Raw genomic sequence first — 18,213 nt, 5'->3', positions numbered from 1 at the left:
CTTCCTCCTTTCCTCCTTTCCTCCTTTCCTCCTTTCCTCCTTCCCTCCTTCCTCCCTTTCCTCCCTTTCCTCCTTTTAAATGCAACTCATTTCATACAACATCAACGGCATCCGGGCGGCTCTCCGCAACGGTCTGGCCGACTGGCTTGCCCAAAACGACTTTGATATTCTGTGCTTTCAGGAGGTCAAAGCCACCCATGACGTGGTGGACCTGAAGCCGTTTGAGGAGTTAGGGTACACCTATCACTGGCATGCAGCCGAAAAGAAAGGGTATTCTGGCGTTGCAACATTCTCACGTATTGCGCCAACCCATGTTGTGCTGGGCTGTGGGTTGGCGGTATACGACTGTGAAGGCAGGATTTTACGTACCGACTTTGGCGATTTAACCCTGCTCAACTGTTATTTTCCGTCTGGTACAACGGGGGAGGTGCGGCAGGGCGTGAAGATGGAGTTTCTGCGGGATTTCTACGATTACGTACAGACCCTCCGACAAACCCGCCCGAACGTGATCGTTGTTGGTGATTATAACATTGCCCACAACGCCATCGACATCCACGATCCTGTCCGGAACAAAAACACCACCGGTTTCCTGCCCGACGAACGGGCCTGGATGGATCGCTGGCTTGCCAGCGGTATGATCGATAGTTTCCGACATAAGCACCCCAGCGATGTCGCTTACAGTTGGTGGAGCTACCGCGCCGGTGCCCGAACCAGCAACAAAGGCTGGCGCATCGACTATGCGTCGGTCACAGATACCCTGCGCGACCGTATCGTCGACTGCCAGATGCTACCCGACGCCGTTCACGCCGACCATTGTCCAGTACTATTAGCATTGAGTGATTGAAACCATGTATTTCCTCCTCTACAAACCCTACCTGATGCTTTCCCAGTTTTCGAGGGAGGGTGATAAACCCACGCTGGCGGATCTGGAGTTCGATTTCCCCGGCGATGTGTATCCGGTGGGGCGACTCGATGCCGACAGTGAAGGACTGCTGTTGCTGACGAACGATAAGCAGCTGAACCACCGCTTGCTGAACCCCAGGTTTCGCCATAACCGGACCTATTACGTGCAGGTCGAAGGAGCCTTGACCGACGACGCTTGTCAAAAACTGGCCCAGGGTGTTACGATCACGGTCGACGGAAAGCCGTACCATTCGTTACCGGCCCTAGCCCGACCACTGGTACCCGAGCCTGCGGTGCCCGCCCGCAATCCACCCATCCGGTACCGGGCCAGTATTCCAACCTCCTGGCTGTCGATTGCGCTGCACGAAGGTAAAAATCGGCAGGTCCGTAAAATGACGGCCGCTGTCGGTTTTCCCACACTCCGGCTGGTGCGCTGGGCTATCGAGGGCTTCACCGCCGAGGGTATGGAGCCCGGTGCGGTGCGCGAAGTAAGCCGGGCCGAACTGATGAAGGGGCTACAATTGGGCTAGTGCAGGGTGTGGTATCGGGTTCTGAAACGCCAGCCCGCTCATACGACTCAAAGAATACCTTCATCGGCAAAGCTGTAGTACGCTTTATCGGTGAAGATCAGGTGGTCCAGAACGGGGATATCCAGCAGGCGACCGGCATCTTTGAGTTTGCGGGTCAGGTCTTTGTCGGCTTGTGACGGAGTCAGGTTGCCCGATGGATGGTTGTGCATCAGGATCATTGACGATGCCAGATATTCGATGGCTTGTTTGAAAATGATTTTTGGGTCGGCGACGGTACCTGATACGCCCCCGGCACTGATCTGTACCGGCCGTAGAATTTCGTTGGCGCGGTTCATCAGCAAAATCCAGAATTCTTCATGCGGCTTATCGATCAGATGCGGAATCATTTCGTTGTAAGCATCACGCGAACAGGTGACCCGTGCCCGTTGTGGCCGGTCCTGCTCTTTACGTCGACGGCCCAGTTCCAGCGCGGCAATGATACTAATGGCTTTGGCTTCGCCGATGCCCCGGAACTTCGACAGGTCTTTGATACTTAGCCGGGCCAGGTCGTTCAGGTTGTTATTGACGCTTTTCAGAATGATTTTGGCTACATCGACGGCCGTTAGATCGACAGTGCCTGAGTTGATCAGGATGGCAATCAGCTCCGCTTCTGACAGGGCAGCTTTGCCCTTAAGCATAAGTTTTTCGCGGGGGCGGTCCTCTTCGGCCCAGCTTTGAATGGTTCCGGACGTTTCGTAGGTCATGACGGTGGGGAAATGTTGACTGTTGACTGGTAAATCGCCAATATTCAACATTTTACCCCATAAAAAAACCTCACCCTATAAAAGGCAAGGTTTAGTAGGGCTTATGTATCAGAAACTAAGCAGCGGCAGGCTTCAGGCCATTTACCAAACGAGCCAGTTTCGACTTGTTGTTCGATGCTTTGTTCTTGTGAATGATGTTACGCTTGGCGAGTTTGTCCAGCGCCGATGCTACGGTCTTGAACAGTTCAACGGCCATTGCATGGTCGGTGGTGGTGCGCAGTTTTTTTACCATGTTTCGGGTCGTTACGTGCTGGTAACGGTTCAACAGGCGCTTCTTGGCGCTCGACCGGATTGCTTTTTTTGCTGATTTATGGTTTGCCATCGGTATATAATCGGAAATCGTTGTCTCGATATGAAGGCGCAAAAGTAAGAAATTCCGTTGAAATTACCAATGATTCCAGTGGAATTTCTTACCTGTACAGTACCTTATGGACGAATATCGGCATTGACAGTTAACGTTTTTTGCCAAACGCCTTCGTTCTGCGCAATGAATTCTTTGTAGGCTGCGCTTTTCTCGAACAGGTGAATGTCATTTTCACTCTGGAACGTTAGATAATGCACCACATCGTACTCTGCAACAGCCTGATTAGGTCGGATGGTCTTGCCGGACGTGTAACCGACTATCTGTGGAATTTCGTGCTTTAAGCTCGCAAAACCATTCATATGCTGTTCAACAGCTGTGCTTTCAACCCCTTTTTTGAATTTTATGCACACAATTTGCTGTTTCTGAGCTTTTCTGGCAGGTGAGTAAGCACCATAGATTGTTAAAGCAAATGCACACATTAGCACTATAATCAGCGTGTAACCTCTTGACTTGGCATTCATGTTGTTTGTCTTTTAGTATTTATTCAGAATTATATTTCGATTTGCATGGTAGTTTAGTTCAATAGTTAAACTATTTACTTGAATAGTACCATGATGTGTCAAATGTACAACGGTTTTATTTGGTTGTTCGTTTCATTGCAACTTTTTTTTAGTGGTTACATAGCCTATGGAGTTACTCCTGCCAGCGAGCCAGTGAAAAAGCAGGCGTCTGGCCTCTTTCCGGTGCCAGGATCGAACCAGCCAACCTGGGGATTTTATGCACATCAGCAGATTAATCGGCTGGCGGTGTTTACATTACCCGTTGAGATGATCCCGTTTTTTAAGAAGCACATTGGCTTCCTGAGCGATAATGCGGTCAACCCCGATAAGCGTCGGTATGCCGTAGCGGGTGAAGCGCCCCGCCATTTTATCGACCTCGATGCCTATGCCGATACGTCTTCGGCTACGTTGCCCCGGTTTTACAAGGATGCGGCAGACCGGTATGGTGAAGACACGCTGGCGCTGCACGGCGTGGTTCCCTGGCAGATTCAGCTAACCAAGTACCAACTGACAGAAGCGTTTAAGCAACGTGACGTTCGACGGATTCTGCGGGTAGCGGCCGATCTGGGGCATTATATTGCAGATGCCAACGTGCCCCTTCATACGACCCGTAACTACAACGGGCAATTAACCAGCCAGCAGGGTATTCATGGTTTCTGGGAGTCGCGGTTACCGGAACTGTTCAGTACCGACTACGATTTTCTGGTGGGTCAGGCCGAATACATTTATTCGCCCCAGCGTGCGGCCTGGCGGGCTGTGTTCAATGCCCATGCGGCCCTGGACTCGGTACTGCGGTTCGAAAAGATCCTTACCAATGAAGTGGGGGATGGCCGTAAGTTCGGATTTGAAGAACGTAACGGCATTACGGTCAAAACCTATGCCGTCGAGTTTTCCCGGCAGTACCATGAACGGCTGAAGGGCCAGGTAGAGCGTCAAATGCGGGCATCGGTGAAGATGGTTGGTAATTTCTGGTACACCTGCTGGGTCGATGCCGGTCAGCCAGACATGCGGGCGCTGGCTCGTTACGCGCTTGACGAACGCGAACAAAACGAAGAGGTTGAGGAGAAAAAGAGTTGGCTGAAACGTTTATTCTCAGTCCGCAGCGAAGATTGAGTCCATGTAGCAGAAAAATTAGCTACAAAAAAAAGGGCCGCTTCAAAAGCGGTCCCTTCTACTAGGTACGGCAGGCTTATACAGTTAATTTCTTCATGTATTCAGCATCGTTCTTCATGCTGCCCATAACCGATTCCGGGTATTCTTCCTGCTCGACGATGAAGTATTTCATGCCGTTGTCCATGGCTGTGCGCAGTGTTTTCTTGAAATCGACATTGCCTTTACCCAGATCGTTCTGTACAGGCTTGCCGTTTTCTTTTTTGTAATCTTTGATATGGCATAGTTCGTAGCGTTTGCCGTACTTCTGCAGGTGAGCGACAGGGTCCTGACCAGCTACGTCGATCCAGCAAAGGTCCAGTTCGAACATAACATTCTTAGGGTCGGTGTTGGCCAGCAGGTACTCCTGCGGAATTTTACCCTCAAGGGGTTTGAACGAATAGTCGTGGTTGTGGTAACCGAACTTCAGTCCTCCTTTCGTCACCTGTTCCCCAACGCTGTTGAATTTATCGGCGATTTTCTTCCAGTCGTCGAACGTTTTCTGAGGGCCAATGTAGGGGCACAGCAGGTAGCTCAATCCTGCGCCGTTAGCCATGTCGATGCTCTTGTCCAGATCTTTGTTTATGTCGAAGTGGGTGCTGATCATCTTCACGCCCATATCGTCCAGAAACGACTTTATTTCTTTAGGCTCCATTCCCCATAGAAAACCCTGGGGGCCACTATAACTTTCAAACTGTTTGTAGCCCATCTGAGCCAACTGAGTCATCACTCCTTTCGGATCTTTAGGCAGGATATCGCGCGTGCTATACAGCTGAACGCCGAACGGATTGATGGCTTTTTGAGGGGCACCGGCAAACACGTCGAGCTGGCTGAGCGAAAGGGCACCCGCTGTTAACAGACCTGATTGCTTTAAAAAACTGCGTCGTTGCATAACTAAGGTAAGTAAGTGAAAAAGGTTTTCGTAACTAAAACGTAAAGGTGGGGTGGTTCTACGCAACGAGAGCAAAAAATGTTTCCGGCCGATAAACCGTATCTTTGCCCTCTTTCCTTGATACGAATGACATTTTCCAAAATATATCTGCAAACCGGGCGTGACGAAGCTGTCCGGCGGTTTCACCCCTGGGTTTTCTCGCGGGCTATTAGCCGTTACGAAGGTGATCTGAACGATGGTGATGTAGTCGAAGTGTTCGATAACAAAAGCAAGTACCTCGCTACGGGGCACTACCACGATGGCAGTATTGCCGTACGGCTCTTTTCGTTCAACGCTACGGCGGGTGGCCCGGTAACGCCCGACGTAACGTACTGGACCCACAAACTGAAACAGATCTACACGCTTCGGAAAGCCATTATTGCTACCAACCCGGCCACCGATGCTACGAACTGCTACCGGCTCGTGCATGGCGAAGGAGACGGCTGCACCGGTCTGATCATCGACATGTATAACGGCGTAGCAGTGTTGCAGGCGCACTCGATCGGCATGCACCGCGAGCGGGAACTCATCACCGAAGCGCTCAAAAACGTATTCGGCGATCAACTTACGGCTGTATACGACAAGAGCGCAGAAACATTACCCGACGAATACGGCAACACCGTCACAAACGGTTACCTGTTTGGCCGGACCCCCGTGCCCCATGCGGCTCAGGAAAACGGACATACCTTCATGATCGACTGGATTACGGGTCAGAAAACGGGCTTTTTCCTCGACCAGCGTGATAACCGCGACCTGTTGGCCAAGTACGCTCACGACAAACGAGTACTGAATGCGTTCTGTTATTCGGGTGGATTTTCGGTGTATGCCTTACAGGCAGGAGCCAGTCTGGTCCATTCCGTCGATTCGTCGCAGAAAGCCATCGACCTGACCAACCGCAACGTAGCGGCCAATTTCAGCGATGAGATACTGGCCGGGCGTCACGAAGCCTACACTGACGACGTGATGGCGTTTCTGAAAAAACACGATCACCAGTATGATGTCGTCGTGCTCGACCCCCCTGCCTATGCCAAAAGCTTGTCGGCGCGGCACCGGGCCGTACAGGGCTACAAGCGACTGAACGCCGAGGGTCTGCGCCGGGTAGCCAGTGGCGGCATCCTGTTCACGTTCTCGTGCTCGCAGGTGGTAGACCGGGAGTTGTTCTACAACACCATCGTCGCAGCTGCCATCGAAGCGGGCCGCCAGGTGCGGGTGCTGCACCACCTCAGCCAGCCAGCCGATCACCCCGTCAGTCTGTTCCACCCCGAAGGCGGTTATCTGAAAGGGCTGGTGTTGTGGGTGGAATAAAAGGGGAGGAGGAGGGAGGAAGGAGGAAAGGAGTAAGGGGAGGAAGTTGAATGGAGGAATGAGGTGGTCGAAAAGGCTGGCGTCAGCTCCCCTTCATCCCTCCTCCCTTTCCTCCCTCCTCCCTTTACTCCCTTAAGCTCCTTTTTCCTGCCTTGAAAAGATACAACCTTGATGGCTTTGCGCTAATTTTGGGCCGGTTCTCCGGCAGTTGTTGGCTATGGACGATATCATCCAGCAACAAATGGTTTTAAACCTGTCTCTTTGTATAACTCGATACACATATAGCTGGATATGGCAGAATTGATTCGAATGCCCAAGATGAGCGACACCATGACCGAAGGGGTCATTGCGGAGTGGCACAAGAAAGTGGGCGACAAAGTAAAGTCCGGCGACGTACTGGCCGAGGTCGAAACCGACAAGGCGACTATGGACCTTGAAGCGTACGAGGAAGGTACATTGCTCTATATCGGCGTTGAGAAAGGCTCGTCGGTACCCGTCGATGGCGTTTTGGCTATCATTGGTGCCGATGGTGAAGATTATAAAGCGCTGCTGAATGGGTCGAGTGGCGGTAGTCAGGAAGCCCCGGCTGCCGAAACGCCGAAGCCAGCCCCAGCCGACGCACCCGCTCCGAGTGGCGATGCGAACAAAGCCGAGGTGGCAACGAATCTGCCCGACCAGAAAGCAATTTCGGCCGCTCCGGCCGAAAACGTCAATGCGTCAGTCATTCGGATGCCGAAGATGAGCGATACCATGACCGAGGGTACGCTGGTTACTTGGCACAAAAAAGAAGGTGATACGGTAAAAGCGGGCGATGTACTGGCCGAGGTCGAAACCGACAAGGCGACTATGGACCTCGAAGCGTACGAGGAAGGTACGTTGCTGTACATCGGTGTCAAAGAAGGCTCCGTCGTTGCTGTCGATGAGATCATTGCCGTTGTGGGCGAAAAAGGTGCCAACTTCAAGGTACTCGTCGATGGTAGTGGTTCTACGGCTGCACCGGCTGCTTCGACTGATAGCGGTAACAGCACTGCCGAACAAAACCCCGAAGCCGATGTTCCTGCCAACGCAGCAACGGATTTATCGTATGGTGGTGGCGAAGGCGATAATGCCGAATCGAACGGACGGGTGAAAGCATCGCCCCTGGCCAAACGCATTGCCGAAGAGAAAGGTATCAATCTGGCTCAGGTGCAGGGTACCGGTCCCGAAGGACGCATTGTGAAGAGCGACGTGGAGTCGTTCGTTCCGGGTACGGCGGCACCTCAGGCAAAACCTGCGCAACCCGCAGCCCAGCCTGCTGCTCCGGCACCCGCTGACAAACCCGCCCCTGCTGCCCCCGCTCCGTCGCCTGCTCCGGTAGCTGCCGGCGATTTCGAGGACATTCCGGTGAGCCAGATGCGTAAAACCATTGCCCGCCGGTTAGGCGAGAGCATGTTCTCGGCTCCGCATTTCTACCTGACCATGGAAATCAACATGGATAAGGCTATGGAACTGCGCGGAACGGTAAACGGTGTCAGCCCGGTCAAGATTTCATTCAACGATTTCGTGATCAAAGCCTGTGCGCTGGCGCTTAAGCAACATCCGAATGTCAATGCGTCGTGGCTCGGCGACAAGATCCGGAAGTATAAGTATGTCAATATTGGCGTAGCCGTAGCGGTCGAAGATGGCTTGCTGGTGCCGGTAGTACGGAATGCCGATCAGAAAACACTGTCGACGATTTCGGGCGAGGTGAAGGACCTGGCCGGAAAAGCCAAAGACAAGAAACTACAGCCGAAAGATTGGGAGGGTAGTACCTTCTCGATCTCGAACCTGGGTATGTTCGGTATCGATGAGTTCACGGCTATTATCAACCCACCCGATGCCTGTATCCTGGCCGTAGGTGCTATCAAGCAAACGGTGAAAGTGGAAGATGGGGAAGTGAAACCAACCAACGTCATGAAGGTAACGCTCTCCTGCGACCACCGTGCCGTCGATGGTGCTACCGGGGCCGCTTTCCTGCAGGCGGTGAAAGAACTGCTGGAAAATCCAATGCGGATGCTGGTATAAGGATTGGTCAGGCTTTGGCAACGTTTGGAACGTTGCCAAAGCTGATACGATCTGTAAAACCGACACTGTTGCTGATACGAGGGTGTCGGGTTTGAAAAACCGACACCACTGCAAACAAAAAAGCCGATCCTGAATCATCAGGATCGGCTTTTTTATGTCGTATCGTATTACAATACCGCTGGCTCCATAGCGGCCTGCAGTTTCTGCTCCAGTACATTCTTGGGGACAGCACCAATTACTTTATCGACTAACTGACCGTTTTTGAAAACCATCAGCGTCGGAATGCTACGGATACCAAATTTAGCGGGTATCTGTGCGTTCTGGTCAACGTCCATCTTGGCGATGATAGCTTTGCCTTCGTATTCGCCGGCAAGTTGCTCCACAACGGGACCAATCATCTTACAGGGACCGCACCATTCGGCCCAGAAATCGACTAAAACCGGCTTATCTGATTGAATTAATGCTTCGAAATTAGCGTCGGTTGCTTCAACGGCATGTGATCCTGCTGCCATGAGTGAAATCTGTTTATTAGTTGAACTTGTTTCACAGACATAAACGGTTTCGGGGGGTATTAGTTCCACTATTCGCGCCAGCGGGACGTAACGTCTACTGTCAGACCGTTCGCTAAATACCCCCCGATAACCAGACCGGAAAGGCTTCTCCTTCGCCAAAATCAGACCGGTCGGCAGGTAGTTCCATAAAGCCGCTGGTAGCGAGCAGATTGGCAAAGTCGGCCGAACCTGAGCCGGGTAGGGGTTGGGCCAGCCTGCGCCCGTCGGGTGCCGAACTGAGTTGTACGGGCAGAAAATAGGTGATATCAGGGCGAAACGTGACCGGTGCCGTCAGCTGAGCATACGTGGGCAGAGCCGGTGCCAGGCCGAGGGAGGCCCGCAGGTAAGGCAGCACATAGCGGTGAGCACATAAGACCGTGGAAACCGGATTGCCCGGCAAGGCAAAAACGGTTTTGGCCGACGTTGTCCCAAACCAGAGCGGTTTTCCGGGCCGCTGGTTCACTTTATGAAACGCCTTACGGACGCCAAGTCCTGCCAGGACTTCAGGCACGAAGTCGGCTTTCCCCGCTGAAACGCCCCCGCTCAGGATCAGGACGTCGTTTTCGGCCAGCAAGGTCGACAGACGATCGGCCAGTACGGCTTCATCGTCGATGATGTGATGGAGTGTGGCCCGGATGCCCAGCGTTGCCAGTGCGGCCCGAAGCATGTACGTGTTTGAGCGCCGAATCTGGTGGGGCAGGGGTGTATCACCCACGTCGACCAGTTCATCGCCCGTCGAGATCAGCGCGACGCGGGGGAGGGCTGTAACGGTTAACGTTATATGACCTACCGATGCGGCTACGGCCAGTTCGGCAGGACCCAGTCGTGTTCCGGCCGATAGCAACTCCTCGCCCGCCTGGCGGTCGGTGGCGCGGTGGTGAACGTTCTGGCCGGGTTGAATAGCCTCAATCGCGATGGTAGCCGAACCATCTGCCACGGTGATGTCTTCGTACCGGATCACCGTGTCGGCCCCAATGGGCAGCATGGCACCGGTCATCACTTCCAGGCAGGTACCTGCTTCGGTGAGGTTCTGTTGAGGCTGTCCGGCCCGTTGCATGCCTGCGACTGAAAATGATAGCGTACCCGAAGAAAAGTCAGCATAGCGAATCCCAATGCCATCCATCGCCACCCGGTCGAAAGGGGGAAAATCGCGGTCGGCCCGTACTGGCTCCCGCAGGATGCGCCCCAGCGCATCGTCCAGCGAAACGCGTTCAGTGGGTAGTGTCAGTGTATGATCCTGGGTAATGGAAAAAGCGTCGGAAACAGAAAGCATCGGTCGAATGAAAGTTATGAGTGATGAATGATAACGACTTTTTAGTACATTCATCACTCATAATTTATCATTCATCGTTAAAAATGAATTTATCTCACCTTACTTCCGATGGCAATCCCGCTATGGTCGACGTTGGCGCGAAAGCCATCAGTCGCCGGACGGCGCTGGCCCGGAGCGTTGTTGCCCTCGGTCCCGATATCATGCAACACCTGACCGGGGCTGACATACAGACCCGCAAAGGTCCTGTCTTTCAAACGGCAATTATCGCTGGCACGATGGCGGCCAAACGCACCGATGACCTTATTCCGCTTTGTCATTCACTGGGCCTGGACAATTGTCAGATCACGATAACGGCTCAGGGCAGCGATGCCATTATTGACTGCCTGGTGTCGACAGAAGGAAAAACGGGCGTGGAGATGGAAGCCCTCGTGGGGGCGTCGGTAGCCGCGCTGACCATCTATGATATGTGTAAAGCGCTGTCACATGACATTGTCATTCGGGAGACGAAGCTGATGGAGAAAACCGGTGGCAAACGGGATTTCAAGCGTGAATAAGCTGAATGGCTTACTTCTGACCGGTGGCCGGAGCACCCGCATGGGGCAGGATAAATCGCAGCTGGCCTATCACGGTAAACCCCAGCGGGAGCACCTCACCGATCTGCTCCGGCCGTATTGCCAGGATGTGTTCTGGTCGGTCAACGCTGATCAGGCAGCTGATTTGGCTGGTACCGATCAGTTATTGATTCTGGATGCTTTCGACTGGCCAGGGCCGCTGAACGGAATCCTGTCGGCGTTTCGCCAAGAGCCTGCCGCGGCCTGGTTCGTGGTGGCCTGTGACATGCCGTTGCTGACGACCCGGTCGTTCGATGCCCTGATAAATGGGCGTGACCCGGCAAAGCCAGCGACGGTATTTTTCGATTCAGATGGTTTGTTACCCGAACCCTTGCTGGGTATTTATGAACCCGCTTTTGGTCCGATCATAGACCGGGCGGTTCAGGGAGGGGAGTTTTCGCCCCGGCGGCTTCTGCAACACTATGACGTTCAACTCCTGAGCGTACCTGATCGTCGCGAACTGACGAACGTAAACGATCCAGCCGCCCGAACCAGGCTGGGTTTCTGAAACATACCGCCGGTCGTACCGGTTTGATTTTGTATGCATCTATTCCAAAAGCTGCTTTACACGGCGGGTTCGCTCCTTGTAGGGACGGCGGTTTCGGCCCAACGAGCAACGCCCCCGGCCGAACTGCGCGAGTTCAGTGAGCAACGCATCCGGCATCAAAAAACACTGGGTCTTGCGCTTGGTGGGTATGCGCTGGCTAACATTGCGGTCGGGAGCCTGGCCGCCGGGCAAACATCCGGCGAAACGAAGTATTTCCACCAGATGAACGTATACTGGAATCTGTTCAACCTGGGTATCGCCGGGGCGGGTTTGCTGGGGTCGCGGAAGAAACGGGCCGAGGACGAAACGCTGGGTGAGGCCATTCGCCAGCACCAGAACATGAAGCAGGTTCTGCTGTTCAACGCTGGTCTGGACGTGGCCTATATCGTGGGTGGGGCTTACCTGCGCGAGCGGGCAACGAGCCGCCCCGACAAAGCCGATCAGCTCCGGGGGTACGGTAAATCAGTGATGCTACAGGGAGGTTTTTTACTGGCCTTCGACGCCGTAAACTACTTGATTTTCAAAAACCGGGGTGACAAGCAACAGCTTCGACTCGTGTCGGCCGGACCCATGGGCATCGGTCTGGCCGTATCGATTAAATAAAGTCTGCTGTGGTCTGGTCTTGAACTAGGGTTGGAACTTTGCCAGAGTTCTAAACTCTGGCAAAGTTCCAACCCTAGTTCAAGACCAAACTAAACAACTCAAAAACAAGAGTCAATTACACAGTATAGTACATGAATCAGGACGAAAAATTTTTGCGCGAGGCTATACAACTGGCGCGTGAAGGGATGACCACCGGACAGGGCGGGCCGTTTGGCTCCGTTATTGTCAAAGATGGACAGGTTGTTGGGCGCGGCTGTAACCAGGTCACGTCGACGAACGACCCAACGGCTCATGCCGAAGTTGTCGCTATCCGCGATGCCTGCCGGACGCTGAATACATTTCAGCTGGAAGATTGCACGTTATATGCTTCCTGCGAACCGTGTCCTATGTGTCTCGGTGCTATTTACTGGGCACGGCCGAGCCGGATCGTATACGGTGCGTTCCATTCCGACGCGGCCAGTGCGGGTTTCGATGATCAGTTCATTTACGAAGAACTGGATAAGCCCCGCGAGCAGCGCCACATTCCGATGCAGCAACTCCTGCGCGCCGAAGCCGACGCCGTTTTCCAGGAATGGAACGTCCTGGAAAATAGAAAGAAATATTGAAAAAAGGAGGAGGGAGGAAAGGGAGGAAGGAGGAAAGGGATTGCTGACGCCAGCCTTTCCTCCTTCCTCCCTTTCCTCCCTCCTCCTTTCCTCCCTCTCCTCCTTTCCTCCCTCTCCTCCCTCTCCTCCCTCTCCTCCCTTTCCTCCCTCTTCCCCATGTCCTCCCACCACATTGTACGCGACGAGCAGGAACCCGCGCTGCTGATTGCCAACGGCGAAGCCTGCCACCCCGAACTCCTGGGCCAACTGCTCGAATGGAGTCCGATTGTTGTCGTGCTCGATAGCGCGATCTGGCGGGTGCTGGACCTTGGTATAAAAATAGACGTGCTGCTTGGCGACTTCGACCGTTCGCTTGATCTGGATGTCATCCGGGCGCAGCAGTACCCGCTGGACATTGTCCATACGCCCGATCAGGATAAAACAGACCTGGAAAAAGGAATCGAATACCTCATCGCCCGGGGCTTTCCGGCGGTAAACATCGTTTGGGCAACGGGCCGGCGGGCCGATCACAGCCTGACGAACATGACTAATATCGTTCGCTACAAAGACCAGATCCGTGTTGTGATGATCGATGATCACTCGCGGATTTTCCCACTCGTTGGCCGCTACGAAAAGTGGTACGAAGCCGGAACACCCCTCTCGTTAATCCCGGTTGGAACCGTGACTGGTATCCTCACGTCCGGGCTAAAGTATAACCTTCACGACGAAACCCTGACACTGGGTTACCGAACGGGCAGCAGCAACGAAGCTGCTCAGGATGGTTTCGTGCGTATCGAAGCCAAAACGGGTGATCTGCTGGTTATGGAGTGCTGGGATTGAGACACAATCAAAACCCACGTAGTGCGCTGATCCATGAATCGGGTAGGCGGATCTTTGCCGGTTTAGCCCCCTGCGGTATTAATTGAAGCCACGAACAGAGTAGCAGGCCAATCCAGAAAGGGCGCAGCTTCCGCTGCCACACAGGATGGGCATTGCCCACCCGCAGCAGGAACGCCATCAGGAAGCAAAAGGTAGCCGGGGCCATCAGCCGGGCGTTGGGGCCACTGAATGGACTAACCGTCCGCAACGCGAACAGCACCACTATATACAGGCCGCCTGTGAGGATGAAAAGTCGGTTTAAGGACCGAAAGGATAGATCGGGATGGTGTGTCCAGGGGATCGGTTGTTGGTGTACGCGCCGACTGACCAGCCAGAGCCAGAGCACCTGAATCCCGGCTCCGACCCAGGCCAGCTGGTTCGATACCGCAGGCAAAAAGTCCCGGATCAGCAGCAATTCATTGCCAATCGACCGGGCGAACAGCCTGAGCAGGGTCGACATGGGTTCTGTCGGCAAAAACCGTTCTCCGCCATATAGTGAATCTGTATGGTGAAGGTTCAGCCAGCCATAGGTGCTTATGGCTGCAACGCTCAGCCCGGCAACACGCGCCAATGCTTTGTGGGTTCCGGGCGGGATGGGTACCCGCAGCAGGGATTGAACACGGTGAGGAGTCAGGTAAAGTGCCAGCGCCAGAAAGGCCAGAACGCCAACGATATAGCCGCCGATGTACCGCAGCAGAAACAACCCGATACTCAGTAACGCCAGCCTGACAATCCGGTGCCGGGCGGGCGTTCGTAAAAGGATGTTCAATGACCACACCCACTCGGCCAGCAGCACCAGAAAAACGGTTTCTGACCAGGTATAAGCCAGAAGACGCAGAAAGCTACCGAGCCACCAGATCGACAGTATCCACAGGGTCCGGTTTGTGCCAAGCCGACGCTGCCACAGAACGACCGACAGGCTAACGGCCAGTAAATTGACCGCCTTTGAGGCCCACAAAACAGGCAGGCCCGTGAGGCCAGCGAACAAGGCAATCAAGGCGGAATAACCAATTGGAAACACCCCGTTCCACACCTGTTGTCCGTCTTCGGTAATCACATACCCCCGGCCCGCCAGCAGACTGCTTGCCGACTGCAGGTAATAGCCCGAATCGATACTGGTGAAGTGGGTTGGGTTGACCCATACCAGCGCGACCACTGCAATTCCGGTCAGTCCCCAACCAAGGCGCAACAGGTATACGGATGCGGTCATCGACTGAACAGGATATGCCCTGTCAACAGGACGTTATCGGCCAGCGGACGGTCGATACCCAGGATCGTGTACGTGTAAATGCCGGTGGGCAGCCGTACGCCCGTATCGGTCGTTCCATCCCAGCTCCACTCGTTCAGCCCTATCCGTGCCGGGCTGTGCAGGCTGCGAACAAGCTGCCCGGTTGGGTCGGTAATGCGGATAGATAAGTCGGTTGGGGGCGTCTGACCCGTCAGTGTTACAAAGAAGCGGGTTTGTCCGGTGAATGGGTTGGGGTAAACACCCGCATCGATCAATTCGGGCGTCGTTCGAACCCGTACGCGAATCTGATAGGGTGCCGCCTGATTGCCACTGAGGTCGCGGCCAAGGGCCAGGAACGTGTATCGGCCATCGGGTAGGGGAGCAGGGGGCTGGTAGCGGAGTTGGAAGGTGTTATTAACTCCGGCGGGTATCCAGCGAGCGCTGTTTTCCTGTAGACTTATTCGCTCGTAGGGGCAGGGTTCAGGTAGGCAGGGCCGCTGTAGATACAAGTCCAGCCCGGTGGTGTCGGTAAGCGGTAAGCGGAGGTTCTCGTCGTGCAACCATACGTCGATAACCGGTTGGGGTGCTATTATATCTCCATCCCCGATACGCCTTCCATCGAACGCCACTTCGATGAACGGGGGCGTCTGGTCGGTCGGTACGGGCGGTCCGGTTTGTTTCCCGTCGGTACTGATTCCGGCTTGGTTATTGGTTTCGTTACCCTCCGTAAGCTGGTTGTCGGGATCGAGCGTTACGTCGATATAGGTCTCGCCAGCGGTTGTACGGTCGTGCGGGAGTGTCCAGTACAGGGTGTCGGCATACGCTGGTGCCGGTTGGACTATGCGTTTTTCCTGGACCAAGCGCCCATCGGCGGCATAGTGCCTGATCCGGATGGGTAACGGTTTATTACTTACCCGGCCGTAATTGATCACGACAGCTGATACCTGTATCGTGTCGGAAGCGGTGGTGAACGCGTTTCCCTTGGCGTCATGGAGGGCCAGCGTGTTCGGTTCAAACGCGAAATCCGGGTTGGCAAACGGAAAGATACGCACTGCGGGGTCACCCTGGAGGGTCATCTGCTGGGCTGTGGTGATGGCATAGACCGATGAGTTCGTTTTCAGAAACCGACGGATGGTCTCACGCTGGAGAACCGCTATCGGCTGAGCTACGAAGTTGCTGTCGGTGAGCAGGGCGTAAAACGTATCGGTATAGGCTTTAAGCGTCGATGGTAATCCGTTGTGCGTATGGGCGATAAAAGCAATGGCACCCCGCTCGGGCGTTAGAATCCAGTCGCTGCCGAAGGTGGGCCGACCGAAGAAGAAATTCCCGGCTGCGCATCCGTTGACGAGCATACACGGATACCGACCCTTGTTGCGGTAGCCCAGCCGGTCGTTGCTGACAAAGCCAATGTCGATATCGGCCACATCGAGGCTGGAATGGCCAAATAGTGTAATCAACCCAAAACCCTCGTTGATCAGTGGGGCCACCGGCAGCGTTTCGACGGCATTATCGGTCTGCTTGGACAGGGTCGTTACGCGGGCCCCTGCATATGATTTCTCCGCTACCGCCCCGAAATCATTGGTATAGTCCCGAAACAGCCGAAGCTCGAACGCCGAGCGGCCTCCGCTCAGGTGCAGGATGTTTTTGCGCCACAGGGCTGGCTCTGTCGTATCTTCCTGTTGCTTCACTTTACGAAGGTAGTCCAGCACCTGTTGCGGGTGCCGGGCATTCAGGCGGCCGATGGGTAGGGCCGGGACGTTGGCCGGTTCGCCATGCAGCCCGGCTACCAGACCCAGGTCAGAACCGGGCCAGCCAGCGTTGGGAATCAAGTCGAGCAGCGGTCCGTCAGGAATATTACGAACGCCCTGCGGGTCGCGCGACTGGCCGATCAGGAACAGAAATACCGGTCCTTCCCGTTTGTTCCTGCCCATTAAATCGGCAAACCGACGGATCGCCAGCGGGTGACGTTCACCATAACTGAACTGATCGAAAAGCTGGTCGATTGGTACTGTCAGCGTGTCGTATTGCCCGCCCGCTTCCGAGGCCCGGTAGGCGGCATACGCCTGAACCGGATCGGATACGTCACCAGTCGGCTGCTGCAGGAGTGGATGGGTTATGATCAGGTAGTTATGCCGATCGGGGTCGATAGGACGAAATCGGACGGGTTTAAGGGCTGACACCGATCGTGGCTGGCTCGTGGCCAGTAAGGTTCGGGCGGTTTGTGTATGGTGTATGACGCCCTGCCACCGGTTGACAGGCCGCTTACCGTCTACCCGTTCAACGTGGTTTGGATCGGTTATGTCGAACAGGCGCGTCTCCGCCGGTACGTTGCTCAGGTCCAGGTACGACCGCCCGCTGGGGTTGCTCCGTAGCTGGACGAGTTTATTGCGAGAACCACCGAGGTCTGTCCGTTGTGGATAGCGAAGTTCCAGGTACGAGAGAGCTACTTCCTCGTTGGGTTGTGAAGGCGTCAGGCTAACGACCAGGGTACTTGCCTCACTGATGTCTGCCGCCGTCAGGGTGCTTCCGAAACGAGCCGGCTCGTAGGATTGAAACGATGCCTGACCGAGTGGGCGCTGGCTGGAAACCGATGATCCGGCCGAAAACCTAACCTGATGGTCATTGGCATTGCGCCCGACCACCAGCCAGGTTACAGTTGGCGATGTGCCCGCTGTCGCCAGAAAATTGGTCAGGGAAAAAGGCTGATCATGGCGGCTGCCTGCTTTTATCAGGGGCCCTGTCCAGCCTTCGCCGGTATCGTAGCCCGACAGGATTGACCCTTCGTTGGGCCCAGCTCCACGGGGATAGACCGCACCGGCTGCGTAGGTGTCTGTAAATACCCGCAACTCACTGGCCCAGTGGTAAGGCTCCGGCATCAGGCTCGTCTGGTTCGTATCCAGATAAGAGGCCATGCGTTTGCCCGGTTTACCATCGAGTCGCCAGGTGAGAAAATAAGCGGTTGTGTCGCTGTATAAGCTGTAATAGGCGTGTGGCTGTGCCGCAGGCGGACTGTAGCCCGTTGAATCGGGAGCGCCGTCGTTACCCTGGCCATAAAATTCTATAAAATCGGCCGGGTCAAGGCGGTTGTCAGATTCACCGGGCACGTAAATAGCCTGTTCAATGCCCCGGTGGAAGAGTTGGAGAGTACTGGGGTCGAGAGTAGCGGTGGGCAGGCCGGCTTTTTGAAGTTCGCTTACGGTAATCCGGTAAATACCAGGCTGGATAACCGGGATTTTCAGATACGTTTGCTGGTGGTTAATCCACTCGTTACCGAAGGGGCCAGTCTGCGCCCAAGCGGGTACGTTCAGCCAAAGTATTGCCCACCAGATTAGCGGATAAGTACGGTCCATACGGGTCTCAATCAGGGGGTAAATATACAGGTGCATCGATGTGTTCATTCCTGTACATA

At 54.6% G+C, this 18,213-nt stretch carries 18 protein-coding genes; 10 read left to right on the top strand and 8 right to left on the bottom strand.

The genetic code is table 11. The features are described 5' to 3' along the window. Window positions 1-79 precede the first annotated feature (79 nt). Both FH603_RS05065 and FH603_RS05060 read left to right on the top strand, forming a co-directional pair. The gene (locus FH603_RS05065; protein ID WP_186736379.1) at window positions 80-844 is read left to right on the top strand and encodes an exodeoxyribonuclease III; all 765 of its coding nucleotides are present in this window, start codon (window positions 80-82) and stop codon (window positions 842-844) included. Between the two features lie 4 nt (window positions 845-848). Then, window positions 849-1,433, top strand: coding sequence for a pseudouridine synthase (locus FH603_RS05060; protein WP_186736378.1), 585 nt, complete (start codon window positions 849-851; stop codon window positions 1,431-1,433). A gap of 47 nt (window positions 1,434-1,480) precedes the next feature. Here the strand turns inward: FH603_RS05060 and radC are convergent, their stop codons facing one another. The 3 genes from radC to FH603_RS05045 all read right to left on the bottom strand — a co-directional run bounded on the left by radC (window position 1,481) and on the right by FH603_RS05045 (window position 3,061). Beyond that, window positions 1,481-2,176 (bottom strand): RadC family protein, encoded by a 696-nt coding sequence (gene radC, locus FH603_RS05055; RefSeq protein ID WP_186736377.1) that lies wholly within the window; start codon window positions 2,174-2,176, stop codon window positions 1,481-1,483. Between the two features lie 115 nt (window positions 2,177-2,291). Then, a complete protein-coding gene (rpsT, locus tag FH603_RS05050) occupies window positions 2,292-2,558 on the bottom strand; it encodes a 30S ribosomal protein S20 (RefSeq protein ID WP_186736376.1) in 267 nt (88 codons plus the stop codon). A gap of 104 nt (window positions 2,559-2,662) precedes the next feature. Next, on the bottom strand, window positions 2,663-3,061 hold the full coding sequence (locus tag FH603_RS05045; protein WP_186736375.1) for a Dabb family protein: 399 nt from the start codon (window positions 3,059-3,061) through the stop codon (window positions 2,663-2,665). A 192-nt stretch (window positions 3,062-3,253) separates the two neighbouring features. On the opposite strand from FH603_RS05045, the gene FH603_RS05040 reads away from it, so the two are divergent. Beyond that, on the top strand, window positions 3,254-4,213 hold the full coding sequence (locus tag FH603_RS05040; protein ID WP_394366371.1) for a zinc dependent phospholipase C family protein: 960 nt from the start codon (window positions 3,254-3,256) through the stop codon (window positions 4,211-4,213). 76 nt (window positions 4,214-4,289) lie between these two features. Here FH603_RS05040 and FH603_RS05035 read toward each other — a convergent pair whose 3' ends face one another. Beyond that, window positions 4,290-5,141: a sugar phosphate isomerase/epimerase family protein gene (locus FH603_RS05035; RefSeq protein WP_186736373.1), complete on the bottom strand. Its 852-nt coding sequence runs from the start codon at window positions 5,139-5,141 to the stop codon at window positions 4,290-4,292. A gap of 126 nt (window positions 5,142-5,267) precedes the next feature. On the opposite strand from FH603_RS05035, the gene FH603_RS05030 reads away from it, so the two are divergent. Together FH603_RS05030 and FH603_RS05025 are read left to right on the top strand one after the other, a co-directional pair. Continuing rightward, the gene (locus FH603_RS05030; RefSeq protein ID WP_186736372.1) at window positions 5,268-6,485 is read left to right on the top strand and encodes a class I SAM-dependent rRNA methyltransferase; all 1,218 of its coding nucleotides are present in this window, start codon (window positions 5,268-5,270) and stop codon (window positions 6,483-6,485) included. 291 nt (window positions 6,486-6,776) lie between these two features. After that, window positions 6,777-8,528, top strand: a complete 1,752-nt coding sequence (locus FH603_RS05025; protein ID WP_186736371.1) for a pyruvate dehydrogenase complex dihydrolipoamide acetyltransferase — start codon at window positions 6,777-6,779, stop codon at window positions 8,526-8,528. A gap of 167 nt (window positions 8,529-8,695) precedes the next feature. On the opposite strand, the gene trxA is transcribed toward FH603_RS05025, so the two are convergent. Together trxA and FH603_RS05015 are read right to left on the bottom strand one after the other, a co-directional pair. Next, the gene (gene trxA, locus FH603_RS05020) at window positions 8,696-9,040 is read right to left on the bottom strand and encodes a thioredoxin (RefSeq protein ID WP_186736370.1); all 345 of its coding nucleotides are present in this window, start codon (window positions 9,038-9,040) and stop codon (window positions 8,696-8,698) included. A gap of 112 nt (window positions 9,041-9,152) precedes the next feature. Then, on the bottom strand, window positions 9,153-10,352 hold the full coding sequence (locus tag FH603_RS05015; RefSeq protein WP_186736369.1) for a molybdopterin molybdotransferase MoeA: 1,200 nt from the start codon (window positions 10,350-10,352) through the stop codon (window positions 9,153-9,155). An 83-nt stretch (window positions 10,353-10,435) separates the two neighbouring features. Here FH603_RS05015 and moaC point away from each other — a divergent pair, with 83 nt between their 5' ends. The 5 genes from moaC (at window position 10,436) to FH603_RS04990 (ending at window position 13,537) form a co-directional block, all read left to right on the top strand. Beyond that, window positions 10,436-10,906 carry a cyclic pyranopterin monophosphate synthase MoaC gene (gene moaC, locus FH603_RS05010; protein ID WP_186736368.1) on the top strand — a complete coding sequence of 157 codons (471 nt, stop codon included), beginning with the start codon at window positions 10,436-10,438 and terminating at the stop codon, window positions 10,904-10,906. Further along, a complete protein-coding gene (locus FH603_RS05005; protein ID WP_186736367.1) occupies window positions 10,899-11,471 on the top strand; it encodes an NTP transferase domain-containing protein in 573 nt (190 codons plus the stop codon). The genes moaC and FH603_RS05005 overlap by 8 nt, the downstream gene beginning before the upstream one ends. Window positions 11,472-11,504: 33 nt before the next feature. Beyond that, window positions 11,505-12,113 carry a DUF6992 family protein gene (locus FH603_RS05000; RefSeq protein ID WP_186736366.1) on the top strand — a complete coding sequence of 203 codons (609 nt, stop codon included), beginning with the start codon at window positions 11,505-11,507 and terminating at the stop codon, window positions 12,111-12,113. A 131-nt stretch (window positions 12,114-12,244) separates the two neighbouring features. Then, the gene (locus tag FH603_RS04995) at window positions 12,245-12,718 is read left to right on the top strand and encodes a nucleoside deaminase (RefSeq protein ID WP_186736365.1); all 474 of its coding nucleotides are present in this window, start codon (window positions 12,245-12,247) and stop codon (window positions 12,716-12,718) included. Window positions 12,719-12,874: 156 nt separating this feature from the next. After that, entirely contained in the window at window positions 12,875-13,537 is a 663-nt protein-coding gene (locus tag FH603_RS04990) for a thiamine diphosphokinase (RefSeq protein ID WP_186736364.1), read from the top strand. Window positions 13,538-13,544: 7 nt separating this feature from the next. On the opposite strand, the gene FH603_RS04985 is transcribed toward FH603_RS04990, so the two are convergent. Both FH603_RS04985 and porU2 read right to left on the bottom strand, forming a co-directional pair. Further along, complete coding sequence (locus tag FH603_RS04985; protein ID WP_186736363.1) at window positions 13,545-14,786, bottom strand: hypothetical protein; 1,242 nt, start codon at window positions 14,784-14,786, stop codon at window positions 13,545-13,547. Continuing rightward, window positions 14,783-18,202, bottom strand: coding sequence for a putative type IX secretion system sortase PorU2 (gene porU2 / locus FH603_RS04980; RefSeq protein ID WP_186736362.1), 3,420 nt, complete (start codon window positions 18,200-18,202; stop codon window positions 14,783-14,785). Before porU2 ends, FH603_RS04985 begins: the two co-directional genes overlap by 4 nt. Window positions 18,203-18,213 lie beyond the last annotated feature (11 nt).

This window comes from Spirosoma utsteinense (assembly GCF_014282275.1).
Taxonomy (GTDB): domain Bacteria; phylum Bacteroidota; class Bacteroidia; order Cytophagales; family Spirosomataceae; genus Spirosoma; species Spirosoma utsteinense.
Note: the sequence above shows the minus strand (reverse complement) of the source record. Positions and strands in the feature narration are given on the sequence as shown.

What these genes read in the sequence shown, in the direction of transcription:
- moaC (WP_186736368.1), top strand. Translation starts at nt 10,436, where the DNA reads ATGAATTTATCTCACCTTACTTCCGATGGCAATCCCGCTATGGTCGAC.
- trxA (WP_186736370.1), bottom strand. Translation starts at nt 9,040, where the DNA reads ATGGCAGCAGGATCACATGCCGTTGAAGCAACCGACGCTAATTTCGAA.
- FH603_RS04990 (WP_186736364.1), top strand. Translation starts at nt 12,875, where the DNA reads ATGTCCTCCCACCACATTGTACGCGACGAGCAGGAACCCGCGCTGCTG.
- FH603_RS05025 (WP_186736371.1), top strand. Translation starts at nt 6,777, where the DNA reads ATGGCAGAATTGATTCGAATGCCCAAGATGAGCGACACCATGACCGAA.
- porU2 (WP_186736362.1), bottom strand. Translation starts at nt 18,202, where the DNA reads ATGAACACATCGATGCACCTGTATATTTACCCCCTGATTGAGACCCGT.
- FH603_RS05060 (WP_186736378.1), top strand. Translation starts at nt 849, where the DNA reads ATGTATTTCCTCCTCTACAAACCCTACCTGATGCTTTCCCAGTTTTCG.
- FH603_RS05065 (WP_186736379.1), top strand. Translation starts at nt 80, where the DNA reads ATGCAACTCATTTCATACAACATCAACGGCATCCGGGCGGCTCTCCGC.
- FH603_RS05045 (WP_186736375.1), bottom strand. Translation starts at nt 3,061, where the DNA reads ATGAATGCCAAGTCAAGAGGTTACACGCTGATTATAGTGCTAATGTGT.
- FH603_RS05000 (WP_186736366.1), top strand. Translation starts at nt 11,505, where the DNA reads ATGCATCTATTCCAAAAGCTGCTTTACACGGCGGGTTCGCTCCTTGTA.
- radC (WP_186736377.1), bottom strand. Translation starts at nt 2,176, where the DNA reads ATGACCTACGAAACGTCCGGAACCATTCAAAGCTGGGCCGAAGAGGAC.
- FH603_RS05015 (WP_186736369.1), bottom strand. Translation starts at nt 10,352, where the DNA reads ATGCTTTCTGTTTCCGACGCTTTTTCCATTACCCAGGATCATACACTG.
- FH603_RS05035 (WP_186736373.1), bottom strand. Translation starts at nt 5,141, where the DNA reads ATGCAACGACGCAGTTTTTTAAAGCAATCAGGTCTGTTAACAGCGGGT.
- FH603_RS04995 (WP_186736365.1), top strand. Translation starts at nt 12,245, where the DNA reads ATGAATCAGGACGAAAAATTTTTGCGCGAGGCTATACAACTGGCGCGT.
- FH603_RS04985 (WP_186736363.1), bottom strand. Translation starts at nt 14,786, where the DNA reads ATGACCGCATCCGTATACCTGTTGCGCCTTGGTTGGGGACTGACCGGA.
- FH603_RS05030 (WP_186736372.1), top strand. Translation starts at nt 5,268, where the DNA reads ATGACATTTTCCAAAATATATCTGCAAACCGGGCGTGACGAAGCTGTC.
- rpsT (WP_186736376.1), bottom strand. Translation starts at nt 2,558, where the DNA reads ATGGCAAACCATAAATCAGCAAAAAAAGCAATCCGGTCGAGCGCCAAG.